Genomic DNA, 23959 nt, shown 5'->3' with positions numbered 1-23959 from the left:
GACCGGCCATGACTGTGTCGGGGCACTGGGCGCGGCCCCCGACGTAGATCTGCGGGGCGTGGTCGAGACCGCTTCCGGTCGGGTCCGAGAAGAGCAGCCCGACCCGTCCGTCACGACGGATGTTCAACGCCTTCTGCGCGAACGCGAGTGAGGTGGTCAGCAGGAGGGTCCCGTCGTCGCGGCGGGCGACGGCCGTCGGCCAGGCCAGCGGGGTCCCGTCCTTGGCCAAGGTGACGAACTCGCAGGTCCGGTAGGCATCCAGGACCTCGTGCGGAGCGGAGTCGATGACCGTCATCGGGCCGCTCCGGCGTGGCGCGGGGCGCGCAGGGTGCGGGCATCGGCACGGACCTTCCACAGGACGCGCCGGGTCGCATCCGTCGCATGGGTGTGGAGGCGTGCGTGGGAACTGCTGGGGGACATGCTCGGGTACTCCTGGATCGCTCGTCGGCAACGGATACCGAACGGTGCCCGCAGCCCCTTGGCGCCGACTTGGCATCGACTTGCCACCGCGCTCCGTGGCCCGTCACCCGCCCCACCGTGCCGAAGTCGTCCCGTCGACCGGCGCACCCGCTCGGCGACCCGAGACCGTCCCCGTCACCGTCAGAGGGTGAGGAAGGCGGTGGCGAGTACCGCGGTGTACCAGTACTCGAACAAGCGGTACGTGCGGTGGTCGTAGGCGGGGCCGCGGCGCTCGACGACGCGGCGTGCGGTGGTCCAGCACAGAGCCGCTGTGGCCGCTTCCGCGCACCAGGCTGCCGGGGTGGCCGCTCGGACGAGGAGGAAGTGGGTGGCGAGCGGGAGGAGGGCGAAGCCCGCCGCGAGGAAGCGGCGGGAGAACGCTTCGCCGAAGGCCAGGGGGAAGGTCCTGCGGTGAGTGGCGGCGTCTCCGCGCAGATCGCGCAGGTCCTGGACGGAGATCAGGAGGAGGACCACGAGGGCGAGGGTGAGCATCCACCGCCAGGCGTCGGGGGTGAGGGGGCCGGTCATCTGCCAGGCGGCACCGAGCATGGGCAGGACGCCGAAACCGATGACGGCGTTCTTGACGATCCAGTGCCGGGAGCCGCCGAGGTTGTGCAGCAGGGTCATGGCCTCCCAGAGCAGAGCCCATTGCCGCACCCCCGCCGCCCATCCGACGAGGGGGAACAGGGTGAAGGCGACAGCGGTGCGGACCACTGCTCCGCGGGCGGTGACCGACTTCTTCACCAGGGGGCGGAAGGGCTTGTTGAGACGGTCCTCGCGCAGCCCGGCGAGCTGGTTGGTGAGGCAGAAGGTGTAGAGATAGAGCCAGAAGTAGACGGTCGACACCACCGCGGTCACGGCGAGGCGGCCCGGCGGCTGGTGGTGGACGGCAACGGCGACGGCGAGGGTGAAGACGACACCGGGGTAGAGGCCGCCCCAGGGATCGTTCTTGATGAACTGCCAACTCAGCCACGGCTCCCGCAGCACGAGCCGGACCACGTTCCGGCCGGTGGGTATCAGGCCCCGCGCCGGACTCCGCGAGGACGGCGGGGCGGCGCTGGTCAAGGTCCACCTCCGTGTCCGGGTCGGCGGGCATGGACGCGCAGGCGCAGTCCGCGGGGTACGTACGACGCGGAAAGAGCCGATCTGGGGGGCCGTTCGGTGACCATGGCGAACCTCCAGGAGCTGATCAGCATGGAGAGGACGACGGCGGTTTCCCGCAGGGCGAACCGGTCGCCGATGCAGCGGCGCGGACCGGACCCGAAGGGGAGGTAGGCGCTGCGATCGGCGCTCAGGCTGTTCCACCGGTCGGGGGCGAAGGCCCGCGGGCGGGGGTGGAGGGCCGGGTTCCAGTGGACCGTGTACGGGCTGATGGCGATGGCGGTACCGGCCGGAAGCCGCACACCGCCGAGCCGGGCGTCGGTGGTGACGGTTCGGGTGAGCAACCAGACGGGGGAGTGCAGGCGCAACGACTCGTTGATGACCTGTTCGGTGTAGGTCAGGGCGGGCAGCTCCGCTGCCTGCGGCAGTCGGCCACGCAGCACGCCGTCGGTGTGGGCGTGCAGGTGTTCCTGGATCCCGGGGTGGCGGGCGAGTTCGTAGAGGATCCAGGACAACAGGCCGGCGGTGGTCTCGGTCCCGGCGATGAAGAACGTGACGAGCTGGTCGGCGATTTCCTCGTCGGTCAGCGAGCGGGGCCCGTCCTCGGTGGTTTCCGGATCGGCCGCCGACAGGAGCGCCGAGAGCAGGTCGTGATCGACGGCGCCGTCGGCGCGCCGGTCGGCGACGATGCCGGTGACCGTCTGCCGCAGACGCCTGCGGGCCCGCTCGTAGCGCAGGTGGCCCGGGGTCGGCGCGCGGTCGAAGGGGGCGGGGGTGAGCATGCGCCGGATGACGCTGTTCATCAAGGTGGTGGTGTCTTCGGTGATCTGCCCGGTGGTCTCCGCCGGCAGGCGGCTGCTGAACATCGTCCGTGCCAGGGCCCGGTTGGCGACGGCCGGCATCGCCCGGTCGATGTCGATGACGTCCCCGTCGCTCCAGGCGGCGGTCTCCTCGCAGGCCGCCGCCGTGATGGCCCCGGTGTAGTCGGGCAGCCGTGTGGGACGGAACGCGGGTTGGCACAGCCGGCGTTGTCTGCGGTGCCGGTCGTGCGGACAGCTCGCGAGCCCGTCCCCCACGATCTCCCGGGCCCGGTCGAAGAAGGGACCGCCCTTGTCGAAGGTGCGGTCGTCCCGCAGTACCTGCTGGACGAGCTCGGGATCGCACACCAGCACCATGGTCTGCGGCCCGAACCGCAACCGCACCAGCTCTCCGTGCGCGGGGAGCGAGGCGAGGAACCCGAGCCGGTCACGGAGCATCGCGGCCGTGTGCCCGAGGAGCGGAAGGTGCCCGGGGGCCTGCGGAACGGCCCCGAGACCGGCACTCATAGCGGACCCCCTCCACCAGGACTGCCGGCATCCTTCCCCTCCGGCACGACACCCGAACCACGCGGGTGGCAGCGGCAGGTGACGGCGGGTCCGGCGAGCTCGTACGCGAAACTCCACGGTTCGCGGGAACTGCGGTGCTTCGCCGCCCGACCACTGCGACGGGGCGGCGGAGCATCGGCCGCAGCGTCGCCACGGGTGGGACGACACCCTCCCGGCGAGCTCGACGTACTACCCCGACGACTTCCCCCGCCCCGACAAGCGGCTGCCGTGCGCGCCGGCCGAGCAGGTCATGGCCTGGGCCCCTCTTTCGGATCCTGTCGACTGGACTCTCGGACGGGGAGGGCTCCCGCGCCGGCTGCGGATGTGGTCGGCCGCAGGGTTTGCGGGAGGAGGATGAACGAGCCGAAAGTGCCCTTCGCCGCAAAGAACAGTCCGCCGTCACCCGCGGCGGCCAGCGCGTCCAGGCGTCGGCCAGGAAGGGAACACCCCGCCGTCTTCCGGCCGTCGGGCCCCAGCCGCCGGATGCCGCCGTTGGCGTCCCCCACCAGGAGGCCGTCGGCGTACGGCAGCGGGTCGGCCACCGTCCGCCGATCCGCCTCGACCGACCACTGTGACGTCCCGTCGGCGGGATCCACGGCAAGGAGCCCTCCGTCCGACCGCAGCATCCAGACCGACCCGTGGGCGTGTCCGACCTCCCAGAACGGATCGTGGGATCCGAGCCGGGCGGGCTCGTCCGTGCCGATCCCGAAGGTCACCAGCGACGAGGCCTCGCAGACCGCCACCACCCGCTCCGCGCCCACCGGGACGAACGCCTTCCCGTCGGATTCCGCGAGCGGTCCGGCAGCCGCCACCGCGCCAGGTCGCTCCCGTCGGCCGGATCGAGCAGCACTGCCTCGTGCCCGCTGCCGGTCAGCACCCCGCCGGCCCACGCGAGGGTCCGTACGGAGGTCACCGGCGACGGTGTCGTCCACCGGACACCCCCGTCGGCGAGATCCAGGCCGCTCATCGGGGTGTAGCCGCGCCAACCGCCTATCACCACGGTGTCCGAGTGGACCGTGAGGTTCCCCGTCCACCTTGGTGTCGAGGCGCTCCACAACGACGCACCCGTCCGTAGATCGATGCAGGACAGCAGGTTGTTCGGTGTTTGCGGCAAGACCAGCACCCTGTCCTCCGCGAGGACGATCCCGCGCGGCCAGGTACCGAGCGGGACGTCCCAGCGCACCGAGCCGTCGGCGCGTTCCAGGCAGACCAGCCGGGTGTGCCGCTCGTGCAGGACGACACAGTCCGGCCCGACGACGAAAGCGGAATGCCGACCCCGCTGGTGCAGTTCGCGCTCCCAGAGCACTGTGGCGATCACCAGACCATCCCACCACGGGCGGCCCGCCCCCGACGACGGTGCCCCTGGCCGGGGCGACCGCCAGGGCGTGTTGTTCCGGATCTTCCCGGTCAAGCCCGCGTCGTCCGATGCCGCGTGTGGCAATGTCGCTTTCGACTGCATCGTGCGGACACGGACGACGCCGCCTGTCAAGGCCATCCAGGCACTGCGCTCCCTCGACGCGGCCGGAGCCGGTCATCTTCGATGCCGTCGCCGAGCAGGCGGGCGTCTCACGGTCCTGGCTCCATGGCCGGCCAGACCCGCGAGCTGAAGTCGAGCGCCTGCGGGCAGCACACCGCCGAGCACCCGCGTCCGGCAACTCGCGGAGGAGAACCGCCGCCTCCGCGACCAACTGGCCGGCGCACCGGGCGAACAACGAGGCGAGAGAATCACGCGAGACCAAGCGAGGGGACAACGATGAGTACCGCCGACGAGCAGGACAGACTCCTGCGGGGACCCAGAACCGCACTCGAACGAGCCCGGCGCGACCCGGCGACGTGGGCGGACCTCGCCTACTGCCGTGTCCAGGACACCGACGAAGGGTCCGTGACCGACCGCAACAGAGCCGCCCGCTTCGCGGTCCTGTGGGCACTGCAATACGACCGCCGCCCCCAGGACCTACCGCTCCTGCGCTTCCTCCTCCAAGAGCAGACCACCTACTACCGGGAAGCCGTCCCCGGGGGACTGGCCCCAGACCTGACGCTGGCCGGCTTCCTGGTCGCCGAGCACCGGCAGGCGGAGGACCTTTGGCTGCACTGGACCGCGAAGAACATCAGCTTCGACACGGCTCTCGGCTACCACCTCTACCACTTGCTCACCGGAGGTTCCGCAGCTGCCGCCGAGCTGGTACGAGCCGGCGCCCACCCTGACCGTGACCGCATTCTGGGCGACATCACCTCGGACCGCCACACCGATGCCGCCGTTGAGGAGTGGCTGGATCAGCAACGCGAACGGTTCCCGGCCGCCGCTCGGCCGGTGGCTCGCAATTCGATTGCCGGGCCTGGGAGATCGTTCTAGGGTCAGGGCATCGAACGGCGTGTAGCTCAGTCAGTCAGAGCACCGGGCTTCCTACCCGGGGGGCGCAGGGGCAGATCCTGCCACGCCGGCTTATGAACGCGAACGCTGACCAGCAGCCCCCGACCGAGTCCGGCCGTCCCGCCGGTGCGCCCGCAGACGCGACGACCGGCCTGGCCACCGCCTCGTCTGCCTACGCCGCAGGCCAGTTGGCACGTGCACTGCGCACCTCCGCCTCCCACGCCGAGCCGGCCACCCGCGACCGCGCCCTCGGCCGGATGCAGAAGTGGCGGGCAGTGCTCGCGGGCATGGCGGACGGCAGCCTCACCATCGGTTCGCGCACCCCGGTCGCCGGACTGCCAGCCTGGGTCACCCCTGAGGTCCTCCGCGGCGGATTCGCCACCGGAACGCCCGGCGCGGGCGGGCCCCTCGCCCCGTACGAAGCGGACGCCGCCCGCCGGGCCGGCGTACCGGCCGACCGCGCGGCGCTCTTCGCCCACGCGCTGACGGAGCACGGCCTCGAAGACCTGTGGGAACTGCTGGACACCGGTCGCTACGAGGTGTCCCTGCCCGAGGAGGCGGCCCTGCTGACCGTCGCCTGGCTGGTACGGGCCGACGACTTCGACATGGCCGCAGCCCTGGTGACGGAACTTCGGCCGTTCGCCGACCGACTGCGCTTCCTGCCCCGCCCGGCCGACCGGCCCGCCCCCGACGCGAGCGCCGTGCACCGCCGCAGCGTCGGCGAGGTCTCGGACGCGCTGCGGGCCCGCGGGCCCAAGACCGCCATCGAGGTGCAGCGCGAAGCCCTGGGCGTGTGGCGGCCCTTCGACGACGAGCTCCTCGGCTACTGGCTGCAGCACGGCGAAGCGACCGCTCCGGTCCGGGCCGCAGCGGATCGACCCGGACCGGAGCACGTGCCCGGCCCCGGCCCGACCACTCCCCGCACCGGCCGCGGTGGCGGCGACGCGCGCGTGCAGGCGGCCGCCCTGCTGGAGCGCTACCGCGCCCTGGCCGAGGTCCACACGCAGTGCCGCAAGCACCGCGACCGGAAGTCCAACACGGGCATCATGCTGCAGGCCTTGGAGGAGGCCGCCGCAGGTCGCCCGCTCGCGCCCCGGCTCGCCGGGCTGCTGCGCCACGCGGTGACCTCGGTCATCGCCAAGCGGGGCCTGCCCGGTTCGGACCGGCACGCCCGGCTGCGCGCCGAGCAGGCGCGCCAGGCGGCCCTGCCGGCACACCACGAGATCGCCGCCGCCGTGGCGGAGCGCCTCACACCGCTGGACCAGCGGGCCGGCACGCCCGACATCGACGGGCTGCTCGCACCGGTGACGAAGACGGAGGCGTCCGGCACCGGCCTGCCCACCGGCACCGTCGTCCCGCCGCGACTTCGGCAGGTGGTCCGCACCGCGCTCAGCGCCCCGCCGGAGGAACTCGTCGCGCGCGGCCTGGTCCCGTCCGCGGAGGTGCTGGCCGAGCTCGTTCCGCAGCTCGTGGCCAACGCCACCGCACAGCGCTACGCCGACCCCGCCCTGCGCACCCTCGCGGCGGCCACGTACCGGGCTTTCCGCAACCGGCGTTCGCTGCTGCTGCTCGACCTGGCGCACCAGGTACGGGTGGACGAGCTGCCCTGGGTGCGCGCGCTCGCCGGCCACGGCAGCGACGCCGATACGGAGGAACGGGCGCGGGCGGCCGCGGAGGCCGCGCTGCGCCGCCTCGGAGACCTGGCCGTCGGCGCATTCCCCGGAACGCTGTTGCCGAACCCGCTGGTGCGTGAGATGTCCCACCTCGCACGCCAGGCCGACCTCTCCGCGCCGTTCACCGAGGAGCTCGCGGCCGACATCTTCATGGGGACCTTCAGCCCGAAGTTCCTCACCGCCGCGCGCACCGCGGCCGACCTCCTGGAGGACAGCCTCTACACCCGCTACTACGGGATCGACTGCGCTGCGGTACGCAACATGGCGGTGGTGCACGCCGCCGACGGCATCGGTCGCACGCGTCCGGCCCGGACGGCACCCGCGTTCGACCGGCTGTGCGGGGAACGGGCCGGTACGGGCACCGCCCGCTCCTGGTCGCCGGCCGGCAACGGCACGGTCATCGAGCAGGCGCAGATCCTGACCACCCACAACCTGGCCGTCCTGGTGCGGCACGCGGGCATCGCCCCGGAGGCGGGTTGGGAGGCCCTGGCCGAGGAGGGCTTCGCCGCGGTGTGCCGCCTCGTCGCCCGCGTCCACGGCCACCCGCGCCCGCTCGGCACCATCAAGGACGCGGCGTACGCCTGGCGGCAGACGCTGTTCTTCCTGTCGCTGTGCCCGCCCGGCCGGCAGGCCGCGCTCGTCCAGCGGATGGCGGCGGAGGCCGCCGGGCAGCCGTGGCACACGGCGGCCCGCCTCGCCCCGGTGATCGCCGGACTGCGCCTCGTCGCGGGCGGCGGCACGTTCGACGCGGACGGCACCGCACTGGCCGGCCTGGCCCGCCGCTTCCAGGGTTGGACCACGACAGGCCACTGGATGGCCTCGGTCCCGGCCGCCCGCTGACCGGCCAAGGCCGGCGGAGCCTTGCTGCTGATGTCAGCCAGGTACAGCGGCTCGGTGCCCTCGGTGGGTCATGCCCGCAGGTAGGTGAGGACGGTCAGGACCCTGCGATGGGTCTTGTCCGTCGGAGGCAGGTCCAGCTTGGTGAGGATGTTGCCGATGTGCTTGCCGATCGCCGCTTCGGAAACCACCAGCTCCTTGGCGATGGCGCCGTTGGACTTGCCTTCGGCGATCAGTGCCAGCACCTCGCGACGAGGCGCTCGCGGTCGGAGTGCTCGCCTCGGCCGCCGGCTGCGTGCTCGGTTCCACGGGGCTCCGAAGCTCGTGCAGTGGGCGGTCGGCGAGAGCCTTGCGCCCCGCTGGTTCACCATCGGCGACTACACCTGGCCCTACCACGTGGCCTTCTGGACGGGCCTGTTCGTGGCCCTGTGCGGCGTACTGGCCGCGTCCTGGCGGGCCGGGCGCACCGGTCCCACCGAGGCACTGCGCGAGGCGTCCGTCGACACCCGGCCGATGACGTGGGGCCGCCGGCTGTTCGGCGCGGCCCTGCTGATCACCGTGCTCGTGACACTGGCCCTGGCCCTGGTGACCAACCCGGGCCGGGGATCGCTCTCCTCTACACCGGCATCTCACTGGCCAACACGATGGTGATGGCGACCTCCGACCGGGTCCGCGAGCTGGCCGTGCTGCGGCTGGCCGGCGCCACCAGATGGCAGGTGCTGCGGCTGGTGGGCGCCGAGGCACTGATGGTGGTGATGGTCGGCGGACTGCTGGGAGCGCTGGTCGCCGGGCTCAACCTGGTGGGCATGTGGGGCGCGCTGGGCCTGCTCTCGGTGCGGACGTCCATCGAGTTCCCATGGGCGACGCTCGCGGCGGCCCTGGCCGCCTGCGCGGTGCTCGCCGTCGTGTCGGCGGTCGCTCCGGCCGGCCTCTGCCTGCGCCGTAGGGCGATGGAGCCGGCGGGCGTACGCGAGTGACCTCTGTTCCGACGCGGCCTGCCCGTCCGCAGACCTCCCTGACACCGCGCAGGAGATCGGCATGGCGTTTCCGGTCGAGGCCCGCAGGACGGCACGGTCGAACAGCGTCTCGACGCTGCCGCCGTCGGCGGCCCGCCGCGCCAGGGCCTCGGCCTCCGTCCGGTCACCGGCCCGCTCGACCGGCAGGGACAGCAGGTGGGCCGGACGGACGTGGCCCGCGTCGGCGGCGTGCCGGAGGAGGCGGTACGCCGCCTCCGTGCCACCCGCCTCCCGGCGTCGGGCAGCCGGTTCGCACGTGGTCTCGGGTGATCCGACTGCCGGCGCGCGGGCCAGGGCGTGGATACGCGATCACCCACGTGGGCCTGGACACCTGCGGGGCTTCGAGCGCGCCCGTGGCCCGGGTGGGAAGCGACCCTGCTGTCAGCGCGGGCCGAACCCCCACGAGCGGCCCGAGCCGGAAGCACGCTGCTGCTCCCGCATGGCCTTGCGGAAGCGCTTGCGGGCCTCCGTCACCTCCCGGGTCAGCCAGTGGCTGCTGCCAAAGGCGGTTTCCACCCGCTGCAGCAGCGGCTGGATCATGGCCAGGGCCTGCTCAGGGTCACCAGCCTCACCGATGCTGCGGGCCACCCGGTACGCCAACTCCTCGTTCTTCCGCTCGGCCAGCTCGTCCAGGTTCCAGTAGAGCTGGCGGTACAAGGCGGCGGCCGTGTGGAAATCGCCTGTCAGCCAGGCGTTGTGGACCACCCGATAGCACAGGTCGTCCGCCTCGCCCCGGCCGTAGTCCGCCAGCAGCAGATCCGGCACGAGGGGCGCCAGCAGCGCGTACTGCCGGGCCGCTTCCTCGGGAGTGCGCTGCGCCCACGTGTCGTCCAGAACTCCGGAACCGCGGTACGAGGCGCAGGCCAGGTAGTAGCGAGCCGCCAGGGTGGCCGAGTGGGAGGCGCCGAGCACCCGGGTGGCGTGTTCGACGATCTCAAGGAGCTCGCCCTCGTACCGGAGGCCGTCGCCGGGGCCGTATGCCGCCGCCCTGCCGACGCACATGACGCGTGCGGTGATGGTCTCCCGGTGGTCCACTCCGAAGACCCGCATCATGCGCGGCAGGATCCGTTCCAGCTCGTTCGGCATCTCGCCGCGGACGTCCCACGCCCACAGGGTCAGGGCCTCCACGGTCAGCCAGTCGTCGGGGCCGAGCTCTGCGGTGAGGTCATCCGCGAGCACGCGCAGCCGGGCGCCGTAATCGGACGGACTGTCGTGACGGCTCGCCACGAGCTGCGCGAGACGCCGGTCCAGCATGAGGCGGATCGGGTCGCCCGCCGGGTCGGGCGGGGAGCGTTTGTCGAGTACGGCCTCGTGGACCGTCGGAAGGTGGGAGGGGCGCGGCGGGATCGCTCCGGGAGCGGCCACGACGGTTGCGGGCGGGATGGCGGCAGCAGACCCGGCCGGGACGGCGGCCTGCGCGTGCGCGATGTCCCTCAGACGGCGGACCACTTCCTCCGCGTCTGCGGGACGCTGCCGGGGGTCCTTGGCCAGCAGGTCCAGGACCAGCCGGTCGAGCGCGGCTGGAATCCCGGGACGCAGGCTGCTCGGAGGGGGCGGCGGGACCTGGAGGTGCTGGGCCAGCAGCTCGTGCAGCTCGCCGCCGGTGAACGGCAACCGTCCGGTGAGCAGTTCGGCCAGGACGCAGCCCAAGGCGTAGAGGTCGGCCCGCCCGTCCACCGGCGCCCCGTCCGCGCCGCCGGTCCAGCGCTCCGGAGCCATGTAGGGGAACGAGCCGATGATCATGCCAGTGGCCGTCAGGTTCGTGAGGGCCGGCGCCGGTCCGCCCTGCGCTTTGGCTATGCCGAAGTCGAGGACCTTCACGACCCCGCTCGTGGTGACCATCAAGTTGGCGGGCTTGACGTCCCGGTGCACGATGCCCGCCCGGTGTGCGGCGCCGAGCGCGTCGGCGATGTGCACGGCCCACTCCAGGACGTCCGCGACCTCGGGTAGGCCCGCCCTCATGAGGCCGGCCAGGGTGTCTCCCTGGACCAGCTCCATGACCAGGAAGACCATGTCCTGGCCCTCCCGCACGCCGCGGCCCACGTCGTGGACGGTGGCGATGTTCGGGTGCGAGAGGCTCCCCGCGAGGTTCGCCTCCCGCTCCAGCCGGCGGACGTCATCGGCGGTGCCCGGGTATCCGATCTTGACGGCGACCCACCGGCCGACCCGGTTGTCCCAGGCCCGCCACACCTCCCCGAAGCCTCCGCGACCGAGCAATTCCTCCAGCTCGTAACGGTCTTCGATCCGTTCCCGTACCTGCACCCGACGCCTCCTGTTCTGCAGCCCCGTCATTATGCGGGAGTGATCACGGCCGAATGGAGGCGGCCTGACACCCCTTCAGCGACCGTGCTCACCGCCGTCGGCCGGGCCGGAACGCGACCCGGAACACGACAGGTCCCCGGGCCGCTACGGCGCGACACGCGTCGCGCCCACGGCCGGGGTGAAGAAGGCCGTCACGGTGGTCTCGTCCACCGCCAGGAGGGTGGCCGGGGCCAGTGGGGGTTCCGGTCCTTGTCGATGACCTGGGCGCGGATGCCCCCGACCATGTCCGGCAGGCCCCGCAGGCGGAGCCGCGCGGCGAGCGTGATCTTCAGGGCGGTGGGTGACGGCGCGGGTGCGGCTCCGATGGGCTGGCGCTGCCCGTGCCGTTCGCCGCGGATGAGCTCCGGTCCGGGCGCCATCCGCCGGCGGATTTCCGACCCGAATCACAGGGCAGGGTTGTCGCAAGGGTCGTTCGGGAGGGGTTCGAACGGTGTCCGTGTGTGTCCCTTGGGTGAGCAGGCGGCGAAAGGGCCCTGCTTGGGGTCCATCAGAACGCGCAGGTGCGGATCGGCGTGCTGGATCCACCAGGTGGTCAGGCCGAGGGTCGGTTCGAGGCGCAACTGCTCCCACGCGAGCCAGAGTGCGGACAGCCGGGCCCCCGCCTCGGGGTGTTCCCACCAGCGCGGGCACCATGTGGCGGACGTACCGTCCAAGGGGCGGCGGACGGTGGGGGCGAGGAAGTCGGTGACGAAGGCGAAGACGTCGGTGAAGTACAAGGGGACCTCGGTGCCCGGGGGGTGGCTCTCCACCGGCGGTACGGGGACCTGCGGGCGCGCCTCGCGCCGAGGCGTGGGCGGGGGGTACGCCTTCAACAGCGCGTCCAGGGCGTTGTCGCGGTACCGGAGCTCCTTCAGTATCCAGCCCTGGAGCTGCTCCTGCAGTTCGGCGACCTCGGCGTAGGCGTCCGCCTCGAGGCAGTCGACGAGTTGCTTCCTCCAGTTGTCCAACCGCCGGGCGTGGTGGTCTTCTTCGTGCGAGGACCGGGCGCCGGCCAGGAAGAAGGTCATGGTCATGTGGTCGCGCTTCCATGCCGTGTCACCTGCCGCCTCGGCCGTGACCTGCGCCGCCACCCGCTGAGCGTGCTCGGCTGCCGAGCCGTCCACGGCGCCGGTGTTCTCGTTCGGTTCTTCGTTCATGTGGCGACGATAGCCCATTATCGTCTCCTCGACGATAATGGTGACACGAGCATGCCCGATCGGACGGCACCCAATTGCCCAACGAGCCTGCCTGCCCGCCGCGTTACACGCGACTGATGCCCGGCGGTGGTCTGCGGGCGTGCGATGGGCGGCCCGCTTCATCGGCCCGCGCCCGTTGCGGACGTGGTGTTGTGACCCCCCGTCACGCCCGGGCTGCGCCCCGGCTCCGGATCACGATGTTGAGATGTTTGTCCCTGTCCGCCAGAGCGTCGACCATGCTGTGACCTCCCCATGGAGCCGGGCCCACGGTCAGGGATGACACACGATGGCCAAGCTGCTGCCACGAAGCCCAATCAAGAGGACGGCCGGCTGCCATGGGCTTGCCTGTTCACATACCGTGTGGGCCATGTCAGCGTTCATACAACAACTCCCCGCCCTGATCGGCGTGGTGGTCGGCGCCCTCGGATCGTACTTGGCGACCACGCGCGGCGATCAAGCCCGCTTCCGTCGCGAGCAGGCAGCCCGGTGGGACGAGCGGCGGATGACGGCCTACACCGACTACGCCAGAGCGCTGAAGAAGAGCGTCACCCTGGCGTACCGGATCGCGGCGCACCTCGGCAACGACCCCCACCCGCACCCCATGTCACCCGAGGAAGCGACGCCGCACCTGGCCGATGCCACTGATGCCCGGGACCCGGCCGGCGAGGCGCTGTTGATGCTCGGCAGCACGGACGTGGTGGAGAGGGCCCGCGAGTGGGTCGTCGTGGTGATGGAGATGGAAGGGTTCCTGCGAGACCGGACCCACAGCCCGGAAGCCTGGTCAGCCATGCTCGAACGCCAACGCGCAGCACGCGAGGGGTACTACGCGGCCGTACGGCGTGACCTGGCGCTCCCGCCCGGCCATTCCGGGGAATGGCGGCTTCCGCCCGCGCGTACTTCCTGAGTGGGCCCCGCCACGTCGGCGCGGGGCGGAGGGACTGACGTCCACAGCGCTGCGTCCGCCCGGGCGCAGACCGCCGATCTAGGCGCGCGGGTTCATCGCGGGACCGGCGTCGCGCCCGTCGCCGCGGCGGAGAGGTCCCAGAGCCGGGCGGCACCCTCGGGGTCGACCGCGTACGCGCGGACGCCGCCATCGTCCATGGGCGCGTCGGGAGCGGAGACGCGGGCGATGTCGCAGTCCTCCAGGTAGAGCCCGCCCCGGCCGTCGAGGAGTGGGGATGTGGCGGCCCACAGGCCGGTGGCGGCGCCCTGGGACGGGGTCTTGAAGCCGGCGCCGATCACGTTGCCGTGCTCGTCCACCCAGCCGCGGTCGACCTGTTCCCCGAGGGACATCTCGCGCTGGAGACCCGTGATGATCTTGCCCGGGTGAAGTGCGAACGCTCGGACGCCGTCGCCTCGCCCGAGCGCGTCGAGGTGCACGGCGAAGAGGGCGTTGGCGGTCTTGGACTGCCCGTAGGCCAGCCATTTGTCGTAGCCGGTGCGGAAGTGCGGGTCGTGCCGGCGGATGTCGGTGAGGGAGTGCCCGGCGGAGCTGTTGACGACGACCCGCGCCCCACCCGCGCCGCCCGCTGCGGCCAGGAGCGGGTAGAGCTCGCAGGCGAGGGTGAAGTGCCCGAAGTGGTTGGCGGCGAGCTGGCCTTCCCAGCCGGGGCCGACGCGCCGCTCCGGGATGGCCATGACCCCGGCGATGGCCATCAGCAGGTCGAGCCGGCCGACCGAGTCCCTGATGTGCGCGGCGGCCGCGCGGACGCTGTCGAGGTCGGCCAGGTCCATCGGGACGACCTCGCAGCCCCCGATCCCCTGGAGGGAGGCCCGGGCGACGCGCGGCCGGCGGGCCGGTACGACGACCCGCGCCCCCGCGGCCGCCAGCGCCCGGGTGGTCTCCAGGCCGAGTCCGGAATAGCCGCCGGTCACCAAGGCGGTCGTACGGGTGAGGTCGCGGCCGGCCACGACGTCCTCGGCGCGGGAGGTGGCGGAGAAGGGCGAGCCGAGTGGCCGCTGATCAGTGGTAGTCATGGCCCTGACGGTACGATCGAGACCGAGGTCTAGATCAAGTCTGGGAGCGAACGACATGACGACGACCGCCGACACCCACGCCCCCGCCGACGTCGCCGTGCAGTCGCTGAGCATCGGCGAGGTGGCCGAACGGACCGGGCTGGGCGTGCACGCACTGCGCTTCTACGAGCGCGAGGGCCTCCTCGTCGGGCCGGTCCGGCGCACGTCGGGTGGCAGACGGCGCTACTCGGCCGCCGACGTCGACTGGCTGCTGATCTGCGTCAGGCTCCGCGAGTCCGACATGCCGCTCGCCGACCTCAAGTACTTCGCCGAACTGGTGCGTCGGGGACCGGGCAACGAGGCGGAACGCCTGCGCCTGCTCGAAACCCACCAAGAGCGCGTCGACGCGCGGATCCGGGCACTGGAGAAGTGCCGATCCGTCATCGCGGGCAAGGTCGGCGTGTACGCCGACCACCTCACCCGCGGCGAAGCCGGCGGCCTCTGGGACCCGACGGCCGAAATAGGGATATAGGCCTTTCTTTCGGATCTTGTTCCCCAAACCCGAGCCGTCCGGCACCGCACCTCGCCGCGCCGGCTTCCGCCGCTCTCAGATGCGCCGGAGGTGTTCCGTGAACAGGGCGCGGGCCCGGTCGACGTCCTCGGTCGAGGCCGCGCCGCGCTTGGGCAGCACGAAGAAATAGCCCATGCTGCCGGTGAGCACGAACAGTTCCGGGGTCTCGAACCACCAGGGGTAGCCGCGCCACTCGTCGGCCTCGCCCTGTTCGCCGTCGGCGCCGCAGGTGCGTATGCCGTCGCCGGTCAGCGTGGTGCGGATGGTGCCGAGGGCGGCATCGTTCTCGTACAGCTCCTTCATTCGGAACCTGCGGTGCCACTGCCGGATGCCGAGCGAGGCGATCACGACGGTGACTCCCACAACTGCGACTCCGCCCCAGCCCATGTGCCTCAGCCACACGCGCAGAAGTCCGGCCGCGGCCGCCAACAGGGCTGGCAGCCAGAGCGTTCCGGTGCGCCCAGGCCAGGTCCCCAGGGTGAACCGCCGCAGGGCCGCGTCGTAGTCCGGGGCCTGCGCGGCGTACTCGAAGCGGGCGGTCCGCAAGGCCGTGGGTCCTGCCTCCGTGGCTTGATTCATGTCCATGACAGTGGAGGGTATGACACGTGTGGGTCGGTGGTTTGGCGGCGTCCCTGATGTAGGGCATGGGCCGCTCGGCCGTCCTTGGGGCGCGAGGCCTTGGCGGCCGGCGAGGGCAACAGCGACCCCCAATTGGAGGGGGCGATCGGGCATCGCTCACACCGTGGTCTTCGCCGAGGAACTGAGCGCGGAGACAGTCCTGGCCGGGGTCCGTGCCGGCCGCAGCCGGATCGCCGAGTCTGCGGATGTGGACGTGTCGTTCACGGCCCATGCCGGTTGTCGCGTTGCCGAGGTGGGAGAGCGGCTCGCGACTCATGGTGGGCAGGTGGAACTACGAGGTGTGCCGGCGGGGGGACCGTCGGCTTCCACACCGATCGAGGGAAGGTCCACCGGGCCTCTCTCCCCGGTGGTGGGACGGGGGCGGTGCAGTGGGACACGACTGCGGGGCAGTCGGCGTTCTGCTCCTGGTGCCGTGCGTCGACCCATATGGGCGGCGAGTGGTTCGACCTCTCGCGGCCCCCGTACCAGCCCATGAGAGTGGCGCCGGCGGGCTGGTCTGCTTGCCGGGAATCGAATCGCCATCAACGGGGTTGGTGGGGGATGAGCCGTTATTGGAGGGGTCATGCGAGCGATTCAGGTGTACGAAGTGGGCGGTCCCGAGGTGCTGCAGGAGGTCGTGGTGGACCAGCCGCGGCCGGGTCCGGGCGAGGCGGTCGTGGAGGTCGCCGCATCCGGGGTCAATTTCCTCGACGTCTACCACCGCGAAGGCCGCTACAGCCTCCCGCTGCCCTTCACCCCGGGCGCTGAGGGCGCCGGCACGGTCGTCGAAGTCGGACCCGGCGTCGCTGACGTCGCGGTCGGGGACCGGGTCGGTTGGGTGGAGATTCCCGGCACGTATGCCGAGCGGGCCGTCGTGGACTCCTCCCGGCTGGTGCCGCTGCCCGACGATATCGGCTTCGAGACAGCCGCCGCCGTGCTCCTCCAAGGCATGACCGCGCACTATCTCGTCAAGGACGCCTACCCGGTTCAGGGGGGCGACACGGTGCTCGTGCATGCGGCTGCCGGCGGCATGGGGCTGCTTTTGACCCAGCTCATCACCCATCTCGGCGGCAGGGTGATCGGCACGACGTCGACCACGGCGAAGGCCGAGCTGGCGAAGCGTGCCGGGGCCGCTGAGGTGATCCTTTCCTCCGCGGTCGACGATCTCGCAGCCGAGGTGAGGCGGCTCAACGGCGGTCAGGGACTGCCGGTTGTCTTCGACGGCGTCGGCGCGCACACCTTCGATGCGAGCCTCGCCAGCCTGCGAACCCGCGGCCATCTCGTGCTCTTCGGCGCGGCAAGTGGTGCCGTGCCGCCGTTTGATCCGATTCGGCTCGCCCACGGCGGTTCGCTGACCCTGATCCGGCCCAGCCTCGGGGACTTCATCGCCGATCGGTCCGAACTGCTCCGACGGGCCGCCGATGTGTTCGAGTGGGTGCGCTCCAAGGCGCTTGAGGTCACCGTAACGGGCCGCTACGCGTTGTCCGAGGCCGCCCAGGCCCACAGCGATCTGGAGGCTCGGCGTACCACCGGCAAGCTGCTCGTCGTACCCGATTCAGCCGCTGTCGAATGCCGCGAGGAGAAGCAGATCTGATCGCCGGTGACGAGGTCGGGGATCTTCGTGGGCCACTTCTGGGAGATCGTCGAGGTGATCGCCCTGCCCGAGCGAACGTCGAGGGCCTCAACGGCAGGGCAAAATCCACGGCATCGACATCGCCGATCCGGCCAGGCGACTCGCACACGGCCGCGTCGCCCAGACCATCCTGCTCGCCCTGGACGATTCTCACGATCAACCTCGACGTCCTGCGCAGCTGGACACAGGCCCGCCAGGCCGACCGCGACGAGAACGACCGGTGCGCAGCAGCGTTCCCGGGGGACTCACGGGAACGTCAACGAGCGGCTCGGTTCCGCTGAGGACTTGGGAGTTCCGCGCCGCGGTGGCTCGGGGCGGCAGCGCGGCAGTGTGAACCACGGGCAGCGCGGTTGGGCATGTGGCGGCGGTGTGCTCCGGCCAATCAGTGGCTGCCGGTGTGCCCCGTACCGGAGGTCGGCATGGGGCCGCTCCCGGTGTCCCATGCGGTTGACGAGGCATGTTTTCCGTGCCCGCGAAGCCACCGAAACGAGCCGTCGTGCCTGTCTGGATGGAACGGCATCAGCGGGTGAACGGATACGGTCGAGCCTGTCGGGCCCGGCCGCACTCACTGGTGGCCGGCCGGCGGCTGCGCCGGGGCGAGGGTGTTGCCACGCACCCCGGTCGTGCAGGCGCCGCTCCCGGCCGCATCCCTCTACTGACCGCAGTACCGACGGACAAGGAACGAGCCCGCCTGTGAAGACGAAGACCCAGTCCGTACTTGGCACCGCACTGCTCCTCCTGGGTGCCATGACGGCCACCGGCGGTTCTGCCGCCGCCCAGGTGACGGAGCCGGCCGCCCCGGACGCACACGAGGCCCGGCTGACGGGTCAGTGGACAGAGTCCGTCGACGGGAAGCGCCCCGGAATCACCCACTACATCCAGAAGCTGACCCTTACCACGGACGGCCGCTTCGAGCAGATCAACAACGTGATCTGCAACCTGGACAACTGCCCCGTGTTCAAGATCGGCATCAACACGGGCACCTACCGCACGGAGGGAAGGACCATCCACCTCGACGGGACTCTCTCGGACCTCCACGGCACCGTCCGAAACAGCCACACCATCGTCCTCGACACGCACGTCCTTCACCGCACGGCCGCCGACGCCTCGGAAGTAGCTCCAGGGGCTGCTTGAGCCGTCCTGGTCGGTGGGAGTGGCAGCAGGCTTCGGGCCGGAAGCGGTGCTGCCGCTGACATCGCTGCGGGCTACCGTGCGTGGAGATCGCGGTAGGAGAAGACGGGCGGGTCCTCGAACACGTCTCGCTGTGCTTCACGGACCGCCTCCCACGACCCCGGCTCGTACGGGTGGACGACAGCCGGATCCTCAGTGCGCTGTGTGCCTTCCGCGTCCCTGACGTACGGAAACCCGTGTCGGGCCGCCGTGACCCGCGGATCCGTCCCGGGCAGGAATGCCGGCGACGGGTTCACCCAGCGCCGGAGGATCCCGTCGACGTCCGCGTCCAGTGAGAGGAACCGGTGCTCGACGAGCCATGCCTCACGGGGGTGGTGTCGCAGTTCCGCGAGCCCCTGATGACGAGACCGTGCCGTAGGCCCGGAGGGTGTCGGCCGGGTCGTCGGGGCGGCCTCGCAGGGTGGCGTCCAGAAAGGCGAGGGTGGCCCCGGCGACGACGCGCGGGCTTTTGGTGCGGCCGAGGGTGCCGACGATCGAGGGCAGCGGCGGCAGGTAGAGCGGGCCGTCCGTGAAAGTGAGGTGCCGGGCGCCGGGAATGGTGAGCCGGTAGCTCTTCGCGGTGTTGTGCTCGAGGGCCTCGGTGAGCCGGGGCAGGTACCGCGGGTCGGTGCCAGCGGTGATCTCCTGGGTGAGCGCGAGCGCCGGCTGTTCGAGGGCGGGCGCGGTGGGGCCGTGGGGGTAGCCGTCCAGGTCGACGACGGCGTCGAACCGGCGGTCTTGCCGGGCCGCCTGCAAGGCGGCGGCTCCGCCCAGGGAGTGGCCGGCCACCGCGGCGCGGCCGGTGTCCAGGCGTCCGGTCAGCGGGTCGGCGGTCTCGCTGCGGTCCAGTCGCTCCAGCTGGGTGAGGACGAAGCCGAGGTCGGCGGCCCGGACGGCGGTCCACCCGGCGGCCAGCTCCTCGTCCCTGGCGCGGTCTCCGGAGGAGGCGGTGGTGGCGCGGATCGTGCGGCCGTCGGCGAGGACGACGACGCTGGAGTCGTACGGGTGGTCGAGGGCGGCGACCAGGTAGCCGTGGCCGGCCAGTTCCTCCGCCCATGCGGTGTTCTGGGACCGCACCCCGCCCGACCCCGGCGAGAAGAGGACGACCGGGAACCGTTCACCCCCGTCGGCCGGCGGGGCGTCGACGACCGCGCGGCTGCGGGCCCTCGGGACGCCGTCGACCAGGAAAGCGGGCAGGTCGGCCCCGTCGGCGAGGGCCTCGGCGACGGTCCGCGCCTCGTCCTGCGTGCGTCCCAGGTACTGGGCCCGAGGGACGCCCGCAGGGCTCTTCCGCGCCGGGTACCAGAGCTGGACCACCACCGTGCGCCGGTCGTCCGGATCGGCGGTGAAGCTCTCGGGGCGGAGCGGGTCGGTCCACTGCACCACCCGGGTGCCGACCCCGAAGTCGCCCGTCGTCGCGGGGAAGACGGGGACGGGGAAGGCCCAGGCGGCCACCGGGCCGGTGGCGATCAGGCCGGCGCAGGCCAGCGAGCCCGGCAGGGCCGGCCACCAGCGGGCCCGCCGCGCCGGTCGGCCGGTACGGAGCCGTAGCAGGTGCGGGAGGGCGAACCCCGAGGCGACGGCGGCGCCGGTCAGAACCGGCAGCGTCTGCCAGCGGATCCCCACGACGCCCAGCACGATCGCCGACGGTATGAGGACCGCCCCGGCCGCGACGGTGCCTGGCCGACGGGCGGCCGGGGGGAGCCAGGACGCCACCAGCAGCGCGACGGCGCCCAGCAGGACGAGGACTTCCGGAAGGGACAGGTACAGGCCCGGGATGGTTTCGGTCACCCGGTCATGCTCGGCGCCGGGCCCGCGCGGCCGCATCGGCCCCGGGTCGCCGCCGACTGCGACCGGGGTGGCAACCGGGGCGGGCCGCCGTGCGACCGGGGTGGCAACCGGGTGCCCGGACCGACGGCCGGCCTGCGACCGTGGGAGGTTGCGGGTCTCATCCTCTGGTCGTACCCCTGCCCGCTGCGCTCCGACGCCGAGATCATGTGCGGCGCGGACCCGCGGCCTAGGCTGCGCCTGTATGCGCCGGCGGCCCGCCCGGGCCGCCACGACGACCGATCCGCGGAGAGGGGTGACGGTGCGCCACCGGGACCGGCTACCGCCCCTGGTGTGGGACTCGGTGCTGCCGGCGCTGCTCCTGCTCCACGTCGTGACCACGTACCCGGCCGGGGAGCTGCCGGTGGCGGCGGCGCTCACCGCCGGCTTGGCGCTGCCCCTGGTGTGGCGGCGCCGGGCCCCGCTCGCGGTGTTCGTCGCCGTGGTCGCCGCGGCCTTCGTCCAATGGCTGGCGGACGTCCAACTGGCCGCGGACATCGCCCTGCTGATCGCCCTGTACACGACGGCCGCGCACACGGGCCGGCGCGGCACGCTGCTCGCCGCGGCCGTCGTGGAGGGCGGGGCCGTGCCGGCCTGTCTGCGGTGGGCGTCGAACGGCGCGTTCCTGACCCCGTTCGTCGCGCTCTCCGCGATGGTGGTCGCGGCAACGGTCCTCGGGGTGAACGAGCGGACCGGACGCGCCTACCTCGCCGCCGTGCAGGAGCGGGCCGAACGGCTGGCGCTGCACCAGGAGCAGCAGGCGTTGCTTGCCGTCGCCGAGGAACGGGCACGGATCACCCGCGAGATGCACGACGTCGTCACCCACAATCTGTCCGTCATGGTCGCGCTCACCGACGCCGCCGTCTTCGCGCAGCCCCGCTCCCCGGAGCGGGCGACCGCCGCGATGTTGCAGATCTCCGAGACCGGTCGGCAGGCCCTCACCGACATGCGCCGCTCGTTGGGCGTCCTACGGGCCGACGAGCCGGACGCCGAGCGCCATCCGCTGCCCGGCATCGCCCAACTGGAGTCACTCGCGGACCAGATGGCCGCCGCCGGGCTGCCGACCGGCCTTGAGGTCCGCGGCTGCCACGCCCATGTGCCGGCCACCGCACAACTCACCGTCTACCGCCTGGTGCAGGAAGCGTTGACCAACACCCTCAAGCACACCGCCGCCGGCACCCGCGCGACAGTCCTGGTCGAGTGTTCGGCCGGGAGTGTCGGCGTGGAAGTCACCGACAGCGGCCCGCGGCCGACGCTTCCCGCTGCCGCACCCGCACCGTCCGGCCACGGCATCCCGGGTATGCGCGAGCGGGCGGCCGCCTACGGGGGGACGCTGCGGGCCGGGCCGCTTCCGAGCGGCGGCTGGGGTGTGCGGACCCGGCTCCTGTTGGGCAGCGGCGGGACGGGCGCCGTATGACGATCCGCATCGTGATCGCCGACGACGAGGCGCTGCTCCGGATGGCCTTCGGCACGGTCCTGGAGGCCCAGCCCGACATGGCCCCGGTCGGCGAGGCCGCGGACGGCGCACAGGCCGTCCGCCTCTCCCGGGAGCTGCGGCCTGACGTCGTACTGATGGACGTGCGGATGCCCGGGACGGACGGGATCGAGGCGACCCGGCAGGTCGTCGAGGTCTCCCCGAGGAGCAGGGTGCTGATCCTCACCACCTTCGACCTGGACGCGTACGCCTTCGCCGCGCTCGGCGCCGGGGCCTCGGGCTTCCTGCTGAAGAACACCCGGCCCGAGGAGTTGCTCACCGCGATCCGCAACGTCGCGGCGGGCGACGCGGTGCTCTCGCCGCGGATCACCCGGCGCCTGCTGGAGGACTTCCGTCCGCACCTGGCCGACGGGGGCACCGCCGTCCGCGACGAGCGGCTGGACCGGCTCAGCGCCCGGGAGCGCGAGGTCCTGGTCGAGGTCGGTCGCGGCCTGTCCAACGCCGAGATCGCGGCCACCCTGTACCTCGCGGAGGCGACCGTGAAGTCCCATCTGGGGCGGATCCTGCTCAAGCTGGAACTCCGCGACCGGATCCATGCCGTCGTCTTCGCCCACGAGAACCGCTTGGTCCCCCCGGCCTGACGCCGGCCCAGGGCTCAGAACAGCAGAGGTCGTAGGGGTGTTGGTTCTGACAGGTCCTCGGCGAAAGGGCGCGGGGGCGTCTTCCATCGCGCGGCCGTGGGGCCGTGGGGCCGTGGGGCCGTGCGGCCGTGCGCCTCGCTGTCCTCCTGGTCGACACCGCGCACCCCGAGGTCCGGAACCTCTACGAATCCTGGTCCTACACCCAGGTGGGGCACCGGGGCAGGCCCTTCCCGGACAGCCCTCTGCTCGCCGTCATGGTCCGCACTTGGAATCGCTGAACCTGAACCGCACCTCTTGTTAGCTGTTTAGCTAATGAGCTAAATTGCGGGCATGACGGAAGCTCAGGACGAGGCGGGGGCCTTTCGCGCCCTGGCCGATCCGACGAGGCGGCAGATCCTCGAAGACCTCAGGGGCGGCGAGCTCGCGGCCGGGGAGATCGCCGCCAGGTTCTCGATCAGCGCGCCCTCCATCTCACGCCACCTCGGCGTACTCAAGGGCGCCGGACTGGTCACCGAGCGACGGGAGGGGAACCGGATCCTCTACACACTCGCCGAGGACCGCCTGGCCACCGCCGTCGGCCGGTTCCTCAGCGCCGTATGCCCTGAACAGATCGTGCTCCGCCACACCAAATGGCGCCCCGGGGCGCAGAGCGAGGGATCATGAAGCAGCCGGCCATGTCCAGCGTCATCGAACGGCGCCTCCTCGTGAACTACCGGGTTGAACCGGAAGCAGCGGCACGCCTGCTGCCCGATCCCCTCCGCCCGCAGCTGGTGAACGGCTACGCCGTCGCCGGTATCTGCCTGCTGCGCCTGGGCAGCGTCCGGCCCACCTGGGCACCCGCAGCGCTCGGAGTGCGCAGCGAGAACGTGGCCCATCGCATCGCCGTCGAGTGGGACGGCCCGCACGGCGTGGAGTCCGGCGTCTACATCCCCCGCCGCGACACCGCCTCCCGGCTCAACGCCTGGGCCGGAGGCGTCTTGTTCCCCGGTGAACACGGCCGCGCCGACTTCGAGGTGGACGAGACGCCCGATCGGATGCGCGTCGCACTGGCGACACGGGACGGCGACACCCAGGTCGACGTGACCGTCGAGATGTCCGACGAGCTGCGTGGCAGCGAGCTCTTCGCCGATCTCGCCGAGGCCTCCCTCTTCTTCCAGCACGGGTCGAAGGGCCTCTCGCCCACCAGTACCGGCCGCCACCTGGAGGGCATGCAACTGCGCTCCGACGCCTGGCACGTAGAAGCCGGCCGGGTCAGCTCCGCCGCCTCGTCGTTCTTCGACGACCCGACCCGCTTCCCGCCGGGCAGTGCAGTCCTGGACTGCGCCCTGGTCATGCGCAACGTCCCGGCCACTTGGCAACCCCTCCCGACCTTGCCTTTCGAACAGGCCGCTCGACTCGCCGGATGACATCCGGGTCACCTCCGCGCACCGTCCACTTCGGACATCAGCCCAAGAGGGCCGTGAGACGCCGAGACATGGGCAGCGCGTAGCGATCCGACGCGTACGGCGGTCCCGATTGCTGCTTGACGGGGCCCGGATGCCAGCCATGCCACGAGCGGAGCGACACCGGCGGGGTCACCCCGCAGTGACTGGTGCCCTGCCGGCCTACGACAGCCAGAACTACTACTGGATCAAGGCGGCCAACGGCAACTGCCTCACCGTCCCGTGGAACCTGGGCGTGCCGCCCGGCAATGGCGCGCAGCTGTTCTGGTGGCCGTGCGAGAGCCGGTGGGCCTCGGACAACCAGCTCTGGGAGATCATGCCGGCGGAGTAGTACGGCGGGCGGCGCGC

General features: G+C 72.0%; 23 protein-coding genes, 1 tRNA gene and 3 pseudogenes. 14 read left to right on the top strand and 13 right to left on the bottom strand.

Annotation, left to right across the window (positions count from 1 at the left end; genetic code table 11):
- Positions 1-118 precede the first annotated feature (118 nt).
- The 6 genes and pseudogenes from ACFYYJ_RS17455 to ACFYYJ_RS17430 all read right to left on the bottom strand — a co-directional run.
- A pseudogene (locus ACFYYJ_RS17455) lies at positions 119-295 on the bottom strand (pyridoxamine 5'-phosphate oxidase); the annotation flags it as partial.
- Positions 292-420 (bottom strand): hypothetical protein, encoded by a 129-nt coding sequence (locus tag ACFYYJ_RS17450; RefSeq protein WP_389133315.1) that lies wholly within the window; start codon positions 418-420, stop codon positions 292-294. The pseudogene ACFYYJ_RS17455 and the gene ACFYYJ_RS17450, both read right to left, overlap by 4 nt.
- 180 nt (positions 421-600) lie before the next feature.
- Positions 601-1524 carry a UbiA family prenyltransferase gene (locus tag ACFYYJ_RS17445; protein ID WP_389133312.1) on the bottom strand — a complete coding sequence of 308 codons (924 nt, stop codon included), beginning with the start codon at positions 1522-1524 and terminating at the stop codon, positions 601-603.
- A complete protein-coding gene (locus ACFYYJ_RS17440) occupies positions 1521-2885 on the bottom strand; it encodes a cytochrome P450 (RefSeq protein ID WP_389133308.1) in 1365 nt (454 codons plus the stop codon). The genes ACFYYJ_RS17445 and ACFYYJ_RS17440 overlap by 4 nt, the downstream gene beginning before the upstream one ends.
- A gap of 287 nt (positions 2886-3172) precedes the next feature.
- Positions 3173-3667 carry a hypothetical protein gene (locus tag ACFYYJ_RS17435; RefSeq protein ID WP_389133305.1) on the bottom strand — a complete coding sequence of 165 codons (495 nt, stop codon included), beginning with the start codon at positions 3665-3667 and terminating at the stop codon, positions 3173-3175.
- Complete coding sequence (locus ACFYYJ_RS17430) at positions 3637-4242, bottom strand: PQQ-binding-like beta-propeller repeat protein (protein WP_389133303.1); 606 nt, start codon at positions 4240-4242, stop codon at positions 3637-3639. The genes ACFYYJ_RS17435 and ACFYYJ_RS17430 overlap by 31 nt, the downstream gene beginning before the upstream one ends.
- Before the next feature lie 435 nt (positions 4243-4677).
- On the opposite strand from ACFYYJ_RS17430, the gene ACFYYJ_RS17425 reads away from it, so the two are divergent.
- From ACFYYJ_RS17425 to ACFYYJ_RS17415, 3 genes are all read left to right on the top strand, one after another.
- Complete coding sequence (locus tag ACFYYJ_RS17425; protein ID WP_389133300.1) at positions 4678-5277, top strand: hypothetical protein; 600 nt, start codon at positions 4678-4680, stop codon at positions 5275-5277.
- Between the two features lie 15 nt (positions 5278-5292).
- Positions 5293-5366 (top strand) — tRNA-Gly (locus tag ACFYYJ_RS17420).
- 3 nt (positions 5367-5369) lie between these two features.
- Entirely contained in the window at positions 5370-7808 is a 2439-nt protein-coding gene (locus ACFYYJ_RS17415) for a hypothetical protein (protein ID WP_389133297.1), read from the top strand.
- Positions 7809-7876: 68 nt separating this feature from the next.
- On the opposite strand, the pseudogene ACFYYJ_RS17410 reads toward ACFYYJ_RS17415, so the two are convergent.
- Positions 7877-8077 (bottom strand): annotated as a pseudogene (locus ACFYYJ_RS17410) (response regulator transcription factor); the annotation flags it as partial.
- On the opposite strand from ACFYYJ_RS17410, the pseudogene ACFYYJ_RS17405 reads away from it, so the two are divergent.
- A pseudogene (locus ACFYYJ_RS17405) lies at positions 8029-8782 on the top strand (FtsX-like permease family protein); the annotation flags it as partial. The pseudogenes ACFYYJ_RS17410 and ACFYYJ_RS17405 sit on opposite strands and share 49 nt — an antisense overlap.
- A gap of 420 nt (positions 8783-9202) precedes the next feature.
- Here ACFYYJ_RS17405 and ACFYYJ_RS17400 read toward each other — a convergent pair.
- The 3 genes from ACFYYJ_RS17400 to ACFYYJ_RS17390 form a co-directional block, all read right to left on the bottom strand.
- A complete protein-coding gene (locus tag ACFYYJ_RS17400; RefSeq protein ID WP_385366541.1) occupies positions 9203-11083 on the bottom strand; it encodes a protein kinase in 1881 nt (626 codons plus the stop codon).
- A gap of 191 nt (positions 11084-11274) precedes the next feature.
- The gene (locus tag ACFYYJ_RS17395; RefSeq protein WP_389133294.1) at positions 11275-11502 is read right to left on the bottom strand and encodes a hypothetical protein; all 228 of its coding nucleotides are present in this window, start codon (positions 11500-11502) and stop codon (positions 11275-11277) included.
- 24 nt (positions 11503-11526) lie between these two features.
- Positions 11527-12279: a DUF4913 domain-containing protein gene (locus ACFYYJ_RS17390; RefSeq protein ID WP_389133292.1), complete on the bottom strand. Its 753-nt coding sequence runs from the start codon at positions 12277-12279 to the stop codon at positions 11527-11529.
- A gap of 406 nt (positions 12280-12685) precedes the next feature.
- Here ACFYYJ_RS17390 and ACFYYJ_RS17385 point away from each other — a divergent pair, with 406 nt between their 5' ends.
- On the top strand, positions 12686-13222 hold the full coding sequence (locus ACFYYJ_RS17385; protein WP_385120205.1) for a hypothetical protein: 537 nt from the start codon (positions 12686-12688) through the stop codon (positions 13220-13222).
- Between the two features lie 92 nt (positions 13223-13314).
- Here ACFYYJ_RS17385 and ACFYYJ_RS17380 read toward each other — a convergent pair whose 3' ends face one another.
- Positions 13315-14295 (bottom strand): SDR family NAD(P)-dependent oxidoreductase, encoded by a 981-nt coding sequence (locus tag ACFYYJ_RS17380; RefSeq protein ID WP_389133289.1) that lies wholly within the window; start codon positions 14293-14295, stop codon positions 13315-13317.
- Between the two features lie 55 nt (positions 14296-14350).
- Here ACFYYJ_RS17380 and ACFYYJ_RS17375 point away from each other — a divergent pair, with 55 nt between their 5' ends.
- The gene (locus ACFYYJ_RS17375; RefSeq protein WP_389133286.1) at positions 14351-14806 is read left to right on the top strand and encodes a MerR family transcriptional regulator; all 456 of its coding nucleotides are present in this window, start codon (positions 14351-14353) and stop codon (positions 14804-14806) included.
- A 75-nt stretch (positions 14807-14881) separates the two neighbouring features.
- Here ACFYYJ_RS17375 and ACFYYJ_RS17370 read toward each other — a convergent pair whose 3' ends face one another.
- Positions 14882-15430: a hypothetical protein gene (locus ACFYYJ_RS17370; protein ID WP_389133283.1), complete on the bottom strand. Its 549-nt coding sequence runs from the start codon at positions 15428-15430 to the stop codon at positions 14882-14884.
- A gap of 616 nt (positions 15431-16046) precedes the next feature.
- Here ACFYYJ_RS17370 and ACFYYJ_RS17365 point away from each other — a divergent pair.
- Complete coding sequence (locus tag ACFYYJ_RS17365) at positions 16047-17057, top strand: quinone oxidoreductase family protein (RefSeq protein WP_389133281.1); 1011 nt, start codon at positions 16047-16049, stop codon at positions 17055-17057.
- A gap of 732 nt (positions 17058-17789) precedes the next feature.
- Positions 17790-18230, top strand: coding sequence for a hypothetical protein (locus ACFYYJ_RS17360; RefSeq protein ID WP_389133279.1), 441 nt, complete (start codon positions 17790-17792; stop codon positions 18228-18230).
- 360 nt (positions 18231-18590) lie between these two features.
- Here ACFYYJ_RS17360 and ACFYYJ_RS17355 read toward each other — a convergent pair whose 3' ends face one another.
- Entirely contained in the window at positions 18591-20093 is a 1503-nt protein-coding gene (locus ACFYYJ_RS17355) for an alpha/beta hydrolase family protein (RefSeq protein ID WP_389133276.1), read from the bottom strand.
- Positions 20094-20298: 205 nt separating this feature from the next.
- Between ACFYYJ_RS17355 and ACFYYJ_RS17350 the strand changes: the two genes are divergently transcribed.
- The 6 genes from ACFYYJ_RS17350 to ACFYYJ_RS17325 all read left to right on the top strand — a co-directional run bounded on the left by ACFYYJ_RS17350 (position 20299) and on the right by ACFYYJ_RS17325 (position 23942).
- Positions 20299-21510 (top strand): sensor histidine kinase, encoded by a 1212-nt coding sequence (locus tag ACFYYJ_RS17350; RefSeq protein ID WP_389133273.1) that lies wholly within the window; start codon positions 20299-20301, stop codon positions 21508-21510.
- Positions 21507-22169 (top strand): response regulator, encoded by a 663-nt coding sequence (locus ACFYYJ_RS17345; protein WP_389133271.1) that lies wholly within the window; start codon positions 21507-21509, stop codon positions 22167-22169. The genes ACFYYJ_RS17350 and ACFYYJ_RS17345 overlap by 4 nt, the downstream gene beginning before the upstream one ends.
- 128 nt (positions 22170-22297) lie before the next feature.
- A complete protein-coding gene (locus tag ACFYYJ_RS17340) occupies positions 22298-22447 on the top strand; it encodes a hypothetical protein (protein WP_389133269.1) in 150 nt (49 codons plus the stop codon).
- A 52-nt stretch (positions 22448-22499) separates the two neighbouring features.
- Positions 22500-22832 (top strand): metalloregulator ArsR/SmtB family transcription factor, encoded by a 333-nt coding sequence (locus ACFYYJ_RS17335; RefSeq protein ID WP_385364562.1) that lies wholly within the window; start codon positions 22500-22502, stop codon positions 22830-22832.
- Positions 22829-23575, top strand: coding sequence for a DUF2071 domain-containing protein (locus ACFYYJ_RS17330; RefSeq protein WP_389133266.1), 747 nt, complete (start codon positions 22829-22831; stop codon positions 23573-23575). Before ACFYYJ_RS17335 ends, ACFYYJ_RS17330 begins: the two co-directional genes overlap by 4 nt.
- A 178-nt stretch (positions 23576-23753) precedes the next feature.
- Positions 23754-23942 (top strand): hypothetical protein, encoded by a 189-nt coding sequence (locus ACFYYJ_RS17325; protein ID WP_389133264.1) that lies wholly within the window; start codon positions 23754-23756, stop codon positions 23940-23942.
- The last annotated feature ends 17 nt before the right edge of the window (positions 23943-23959 follow it).

This window comes from Streptomyces sp. NPDC002467 (genome assembly GCF_042889825.1).
Lineage (GTDB): Bacteria > Actinomycetota > Actinomycetes > Streptomycetales > Streptomycetaceae > Streptomyces.
The sequence above is the reverse complement of the archived record's forward strand: the minus strand, read 5'-3'. Positions and strand labels throughout refer to the sequence as shown.

What these genes read in the sequence shown, in the direction of transcription:
- ACFYYJ_RS17450 (WP_389133315.1), bottom strand. Translation starts at nt 420, where the DNA reads ATGTCCCCCAGCAGTTCCCACGCACGCCTCCACACCCATGCGACGGAT.
- ACFYYJ_RS17440 (WP_389133308.1), bottom strand. Translation starts at nt 2,885, where the DNA reads ATGAGTGCCGGTCTCGGGGCCGTTCCGCAGGCCCCCGGGCACCTTCCG.
- ACFYYJ_RS17425 (WP_389133300.1), top strand. Translation starts at nt 4,678, where the DNA reads ATGAGTACCGCCGACGAGCAGGACAGACTCCTGCGGGGACCCAGAACC.
- ACFYYJ_RS17415 (WP_389133297.1), top strand. Translation starts at nt 5,370, where the DNA reads ATGAACGCGAACGCTGACCAGCAGCCCCCGACCGAGTCCGGCCGTCCC.
- ACFYYJ_RS17395 (WP_389133294.1), bottom strand. Translation starts at nt 11,502, where the DNA reads ATGGCGCCCGGACCGGAGCTCATCCGCGGCGAACGGCACGGGCAGCGC.
- ACFYYJ_RS17390 (WP_389133292.1), bottom strand. Translation starts at nt 12,279, where the DNA reads ATGAACGAAGAACCGAACGAGAACACCGGCGCCGTGGACGGCTCGGCA.
- ACFYYJ_RS17385 (WP_385120205.1), top strand. Translation starts at nt 12,686, where the DNA reads ATGTCAGCGTTCATACAACAACTCCCCGCCCTGATCGGCGTGGTGGTC.
- ACFYYJ_RS17380 (WP_389133289.1), bottom strand. Translation starts at nt 14,295, where the DNA reads ATGACTACCACTGATCAGCGGCCACTCGGCTCGCCCTTCTCCGCCACC.
- ACFYYJ_RS17375 (WP_389133286.1), top strand. Translation starts at nt 14,351, where the DNA reads ATGACGACGACCGCCGACACCCACGCCCCCGCCGACGTCGCCGTGCAG.
- ACFYYJ_RS17370 (WP_389133283.1), bottom strand. Translation starts at nt 15,430, where the DNA reads ATGGACATGAATCAAGCCACGGAGGCAGGACCCACGGCCTTGCGGACC.
- ACFYYJ_RS17365 (WP_389133281.1), top strand. Translation starts at nt 16,047, where the DNA reads ATGCGAGCGATTCAGGTGTACGAAGTGGGCGGTCCCGAGGTGCTGCAG.
- ACFYYJ_RS17355 (WP_389133276.1), bottom strand. Translation starts at nt 20,093, where the DNA reads ATGCGGCCGCGCGGGCCCGGCGCCGAGCATGACCGGGTGACCGAAACC.
- ACFYYJ_RS17350 (WP_389133273.1), top strand. Translation starts at nt 20,299, where the DNA reads ATGCGCCGGCGGCCCGCCCGGGCCGCCACGACGACCGATCCGCGGAGA.
- ACFYYJ_RS17345 (WP_389133271.1), top strand. Translation starts at nt 21,507, where the DNA reads ATGACGATCCGCATCGTGATCGCCGACGACGAGGCGCTGCTCCGGATG.
- ACFYYJ_RS17335 (WP_385364562.1), top strand. Translation starts at nt 22,500, where the DNA reads ATGACGGAAGCTCAGGACGAGGCGGGGGCCTTTCGCGCCCTGGCCGAT.
- ACFYYJ_RS17330 (WP_389133266.1), top strand. Translation starts at nt 22,829, where the DNA reads ATGAAGCAGCCGGCCATGTCCAGCGTCATCGAACGGCGCCTCCTCGTG.